Origin of the sequence: Peribacillus sp. YIM B13482 (assembly GCF_042787975.1) — a bacterium.
In the GTDB taxonomy this organism is placed as follows: Bacteria; Bacillota; Bacilli; order Bacillales; family DSM-1321; genus Peribacillus; species Peribacillus simplex_A.
The window spans coordinates 79,803-85,964 of sequence record NZ_JBHZPF010000014.1; the positions used below are offsets into that span (position 1 = coordinate 79,803).

Genomic DNA, 6,162 nt, shown 5'->3' on the forward strand with positions numbered 1-6,162 from the left:
GCTCATCCTTTCAGAGTACGGGATACAATGTTAGATTTTCAAAATGAATATGAGGTGAACCTTGGGTGACGCTAAGGTTATTTTCACCATTTTTATTACAGCCGAAAACCGGATTAAAAAAAAGCAGTTCATTGCTAAGGGACTTTATAGCTTTAGCTGAATCAAGTTTGTTGCCTTTAATATCAAATCTTCTAAGTATTTTATTGGTTAATTTCCCATTTTTAATGACCAAACCATATGCTGGCCGGATTACAAAATTCAAACCAAGTGATCCCCCACCCCAGGCACCTCTGCAATAGATCCCATTGTCAATTCCTGAAATTATCTCCTGTACTTCCATATTGCCAGAATCCAAATAGGTTGTTGACATTCTTGGCATCGAAAGTGAAGATGAGTCAACGCTTCTTGCATTACAGGAAGATTGTAAGTCTAGGAGCTTACAGGTTTTTGCATTATGCATCAAACCTACGTTTACCCCGTCCTTTATTAGGTTCGTCCTAAATGCTTCATTCTGTTCCGCATCCAATAAATAACTGCCATTTTGCCCAGGAATGGTCGGATCATCGAATACGTTAATTTTATATTCTGACCATTTGTATCCCATCGTTATTCCATTAGGCTTTAAATACTCTAGATAATTATCTGCTTCTAACGTATGACCAAAACATTCGTGTACATAATGGGATCCAGTCCATGGCTCAAGCACAATTTGTGTTTCAATCTTGCGTTCAAGTTGCTGACCATATAAAGCTGCTTCTATTTCCGCTAAAATCACTTCAAAATGATCGATTAATTCAATACATGGTGACTTATTAGTTCTTGTTTGCCATATTACTGGAATAATAGATGCTGAAGTCTCTATTAAAATCATTATAAGGATGGAATACTTTAATTCATAACTGCTCAAACCGATACGAAGTTTAAAAGACTTCCAATGCCTTAAGTGATCATAGCTATCCCGTTCAATGAATGTTAAACAATGATTTAATTCTTCTTGAAGAAACTTATTCTTTTCATTCTCGCACCCTGGTGAAACAACCCCTTCAACAGCTGAATCATATGATATTAAATATTCATTGTTCATGGTTTCGCATCAGCTCGACTAATTATTAATTGCGAAGGATCGTTATGGATCTTTCCGTCAAAATCCGGTAATTCCATTCCAAGTTTTGATGCGAATACTTCACCCAATTTATAACCCTCTATTCTCATAGGCAATAATTCGATGCAATCTTTTGATAAATCATATCCTTTTTGATACAGCTCCAAGCGAAGGCAACAAATTAAACGTAATATTAAGCCATGCGCCTCGATGGAATCCACTATATTTCCAGTTTTACTAAACCAATTTAGAGCCTCTTCATAATGACTACCCTTGAAAAAGTGAATGCCTAAAACATAGGCAGCCCAATATGAATCATCACCTGTTTTAATTGCTTTTTGATAGCAATTCTTAGCACGTTCAATTTCACCAGATTGGGTATAGAGAATGGATTTCAATTTCCATCCTATTGCTCCTAATGGTTTCAGTTCAAAGTTTAAATCATCTATTTCAGCTAGACTCAACTTTTTATTTGATGAAATTTTCTCCATCGTTACCTTCGGGGAAATCTTATCTTCCTTGGAATATACAATTTCCCTCCCCATTTGCCCGGCTATATATTCCCCTAACCACCTGAAACTTTCAGGTAGAAAACCACTTTTAATTGAATAGGTCATTGTTTTCACTTGATTAATGATGCCTAGACTTCCCAATACATGTAAGGTTTCGTCTATATCATTGGATAAATCATTAGTCTTGGGATCATAAAAATAATCCAAATCAATATCTACAATAACCTGTTCATTAATTATGAATTCTCCCAGATAATCAATACTTGTGACATGTAACTCAATATTATTTAATTGTACAGAAGCAGAATTTTTCCCGTTTCTAAAGCTTGATATGAATTCTTTTCCATGATTTGGTACAAGGGACAAAAGGCCCCATAGCATTTCACTAAAACCTTTTTCTCCTAACATATGAGGGTATACCCATATAATTTTCCGAAAAAGACCCTCTTGTATTGCGGCATACAAAAAGTCATCAATCCCATAACAATATCTTCCATCTTCCCTGCAAGGTATATCTTTTTTCAATTCATCAATACACAGACCCTCTTTAATGAACTGACTAACTCTTTTCATTTTTGAATTTTCTATCAACTTTAAATCTAAGTGCTGATCAAAATAGACCAAGGTACTATTCCTAGGAATTTCATTGACCCAATATGAAAATACTTCACTATGTTCCTCATATACATATATTTTATCCATCATTCTTGATTAATCCTAAGTTCAGAATCCAATCTATCTGGTCTTGATTGAACTTTTGTTGACGGCTTATTTCCCTTGAACTTCCTATTTCCACCATTTCTAATATACTTGGGTGAATGGGACCCCTAACTAAATGTTTTTCGGTCGCTGCATATAGCCATATGACCATTTCGGAATCACCAGCTACTTTTTTTCCACTTAGTGCCTCGGATATTTCTTTAGAATATGTTTGGTACGCGTAGTAAATATGACCATTATTTTTAACCAGGTCACTATCTATTCTGAAAAATGGGTGTTTATTGACTGTTAGTATAGATAAAATGGCATTTAAAAATTCGTGTTTTAATAATAAATGATTATTTTCAGCCGCAAGGATAAACTCCTCGTTTTCAGACAAATAATTATAAAACGCTTCCTCGATACATGTCCCTTCCCCAGCATAGGGCAATTCCATGTAACCCTCGAAATGTTTGGACGCCAGGAACTTATGCATGAGCAGCGTTATATCGGTTTTACGGAATTCCAAAGCCTGAAAAACACCGGGAAAAGAAGTTCTTAAACCACCATTATGTTCAATGTTTCCACTCATTAAATTTCTTACAATCGTTGTAGCCGTTGCTACAAGCTCTTCTTTATCTATTGTTTTTATGTGATTTAAATGATCAGCTGATAAATTCAATTCATTCAATTCATCATTTAAAAAGTTGTTTCTATATTGGTAATCATATAATAAATTGTAAAGTAACTCGTCCAGTGAATAATTCTTTGGCTTTAAATCATTTGCCATTTTTCAACTGCCTCCTTCATTCTTTGATAATTTTTCTGTGACTTCGGAATTAATATTCCTTCATCTGTATATTTAGGGTCTTCATATGTAATGGCTTTTAAATTAGGGCATAAAGGAAGCAAGTAATCTAAAAGCTGGATTTGTTCATCCATTAAAACTCCATGATGCAGATCTCTGAATTTCCCTTTAATGATTTGGCAGCCTGAAAGATGCAATTCAAAACAGTTTTCAAAAGGCAATTTTTCTAAACCATTGAACATCTTTTCATTTGTATTCCCTAACAACCATTGATAACTGAGAATATGACCAATATCTATAGTGATCGGGGAGTTTGTCTCCTCGACCAATGTTCTGAAATAATCAAATCCATTTATTTCACCAATAAAGAAGTTCGTACCTTCAGTGAACCCAGGAAACTCAACTGAAACTGGAACAGCCAGTTCAGATTGGTATTCGTTGATGTTCTTTATACAAGCTTCCAATCCTGTTGGTGTCATATATGGCGGCAAAGGGAAAGGGACGGTTTTTCCTTTTATTGACCACAGGCCAAGATCTTCTACGATCCATCTTATGTCATATCTTTCTATAATCTTATTTGTGAATTCTATGATTTCCGATTTTTTGTAATATTCGGTAGCCCCCATATTTAAAATCGTTTGATGGAATGCTCTTGCCTTAAGATGTGGATTGGCTTCGAATAATCTATCATAAGCATCAAAGTAATCCTCGGCTTTTAACACACTTCTATTTTTCGGTTGAAAGGCAAAGAAAATATAGTTAAACTCGTCTTTATAATTTTGAAAAAAGCCTTTCATCTTAAGCGTGATGTCGTCATGGTCCCCTTTGCTTGAAAAACCTATATCTTCCCCCCAAGGTAAATCCATGCCTAAACCAAGTCCAAGTTTTTCCTTTACATCTGGAAATTTTATCTTCTGATAGACTGTGCTCATTAGTCTTTCCTCCCCATAAGTTTTATTAGTTAAGGTTAATCACACCTTTTTCGACAAAATACTCTAGGTACTTTTTATCGTCTGCCTTGCTCATTATTAATGAGTTTCCGAATACTTCTAAGGATTCTGGGACCAAGAAGATTCTTTGCCATACAAAATCCATGATATACGTTTTATCTAACTTAATGATTTTAGTCCAAGGGTTTATCAATAAGGTATTTGAAGTGATATCCAGTCCTTCCTTTTTGTATTTATCAGGAGGCAGCTCATCATTCTTTTGGGGGTTGATATTTTTATGCAGTTGCAGGAATCTATTCAGTTTTTCTTCAAATGTTATTCCGTCAGAGTATTGAAATGTAGCGCCCATTCTACCCATCCCATAATTGAGTAATTTGTTTCCTCTTAGATTCTTGCTTGATTGAATATGGATATCAGGATTATTTGTATCTTCATAAATATAAGTGCCGGGTTCCAAAACGAGCATTTGCATGACGTCGATGCCAATTTTATCTTGATTTTTAAGTAAAAATTCCTCAGAACATTCAATTTCATCCTCGGTTTCACCAGGTAAACCACCAATTATAGACATCCGCAGCGTAATGTTAGCATTATGTAAATTATCTATTATCTGTTGATAATTACTAGATTGCACTCCTTTATCCAAGGAGTCTAAAATCCTTTGAGAATTGGTTTCATAGCCAACTGACATTAAAATGCAACCTAAATTACTTAGTTCAGAACAAAAACCAGCGTCTAACAACACATCCTCAAGACGGTTCCGTGTACTGAATTTAATTTCATAACCTCTAGATTTAAGTATTTTGACTGCATTGACGACAAGCCGCAAATTAGTATTCTCATCTATGAAATTAATTCTATTAACCCCATAATTGTTAATGATATCCTCGCACTCGTTTGCTACCTGCCTTGCCGTTTTCTGCTGATAACTTTTTTCTTTTCTTGATCTATTACCATATGAACAAAAAGTGCATCGTCCCCAGTAACACCCCACACATGTAATCAGAGACATATGTACTTCTTCATCTAGATAGTTTTTGTACGGTAAATCAGAAAAATCAGGTGGTAAGGCATCGGTGATCCTATATGCAGACTTGGAAGGGACATTTTCAACATTATTTTCATTAAGCCAAACAATATCCGGCACCTCCACGATTTGGCAATCGTTTTTCAAATACCTGTTTAACATGAATAATGTTTCTTCGCCAGCTGAAATTCCTAATGAATCCACAAATTGATTCAATCCATTTAGGCTTAAGAAAGATGATTGACGAATCATGATTTGTTGCCCGCCCAAAATAATGTGGGTATTGGGGGAAAGTTCTCTAATCCACTTGCATATTAAAAGGGAAGGTAATATTTGGCTATAGTAAGCAATAGAAAGCGCGAAGATTTTTGGTTTATCGTTTAGAATTTTTTCTTTGATATTTTCGTATAAGGTTTTTGTTGCTATATCACTTTTTTTCCAACTAAAATCCCTTACCGATTCAAGGATTTCTTCCAATGAGGTAATTTCCAGTTTTAAAAACGAATTGACTAGCAGTAACTCTATGCCTTGTCTCACCAGCCGAACGTCATACTTCAATGAATCAGAAGATCTTTTCTCAATGAATACATTATTGTAAAGTTGCTTTTGTTCTTTTAATAAGTATTTAGCCATTTCGACTTTATATACCCATTTTAAGTCTTTACTTCCATTTTCATTGATGCTCACATATTCATTTAAACAATCTTCACTAAAGAGGGTATGGCATAATTCAATATTTAAATCAATTTGGCTTACACTCATTCCTTTACTTCTCAAAAAACTAGTAATCATGGGTAAACTTAAATACGGAAAGAGCCTGGCTTCAGTTAGAGGAGGAAAAACTATCATGGCATCTGAATTTTTCATCTGAAAAAATTCTCCTTTTATTTATCCAAAGAGAGTGCTAGTTTTATAAAAGCTAACACTCTCTTTGGATCACCTTATGGATTTAGGATCTAACTTATTTTTCTGCGCCCGTCACTGTACTGAAACGGAACGCATGAAATGCACTCCCCACTTCCAGTTCTTTAGCTTCGATTACTTCCAGGTTTTCCACTAACTTT

Annotated in this window: 5 protein-coding genes; all 5 read right to left on the reverse strand. The window is 34.9% G+C overall.

Features of this window, described 5'->3' with window-relative positions; translation table 11 throughout:
* Positions 1–10 precede the first annotated feature (10 nt).
* Genes ACFX4L_RS09755 through ACFX4L_RS09775 form a run of 5 tightly spaced genes read right to left on the reverse strand, consistent with a single transcriptional unit; the run spans position 11 to position 5,965 of the window.
* Positions 11–1,084 (reverse strand): metallopeptidase TldD-related protein, encoded by a 1,074-nt coding sequence (locus tag ACFX4L_RS09755; RefSeq protein ID WP_377404905.1) that lies wholly within the window; start codon positions 1,082–1,084, stop codon positions 11–13.
* Positions 1,081–2,319, reverse strand: a complete 1,239-nt coding sequence (locus ACFX4L_RS09760) for a peptide arginase family protein (protein ID WP_377404908.1) — start codon at positions 2,317–2,319, stop codon at positions 1,081–1,083. The genes ACFX4L_RS09755 and ACFX4L_RS09760 overlap by 4 nt, the downstream gene beginning before the upstream one ends.
* Positions 2,309–3,103, reverse strand: coding sequence for a hypothetical protein (locus tag ACFX4L_RS09765; protein ID WP_284469893.1), 795 nt, complete (start codon positions 3,101–3,103; stop codon positions 2,309–2,311). Before ACFX4L_RS09765 ends, ACFX4L_RS09760 begins: the two co-directional genes overlap by 11 nt.
* Positions 3,088–4,053: a multinuclear nonheme iron-dependent oxidase gene (locus ACFX4L_RS09770; protein ID WP_061464563.1), complete on the reverse strand. Its 966-nt coding sequence runs from the start codon at positions 4,051–4,053 to the stop codon at positions 3,088–3,090. Before ACFX4L_RS09770 ends, ACFX4L_RS09765 begins: the two co-directional genes overlap by 16 nt.
* Positions 4,054–4,078: 25 nt before the next feature.
* Positions 4,079–5,965: a B12-binding domain-containing radical SAM protein gene (locus tag ACFX4L_RS09775; protein ID WP_377382176.1), complete on the reverse strand. Its 1,887-nt coding sequence runs from the start codon at positions 5,963–5,965 to the stop codon at positions 4,079–4,081.
* Positions 5,966–6,162 lie beyond the last annotated feature (197 nt).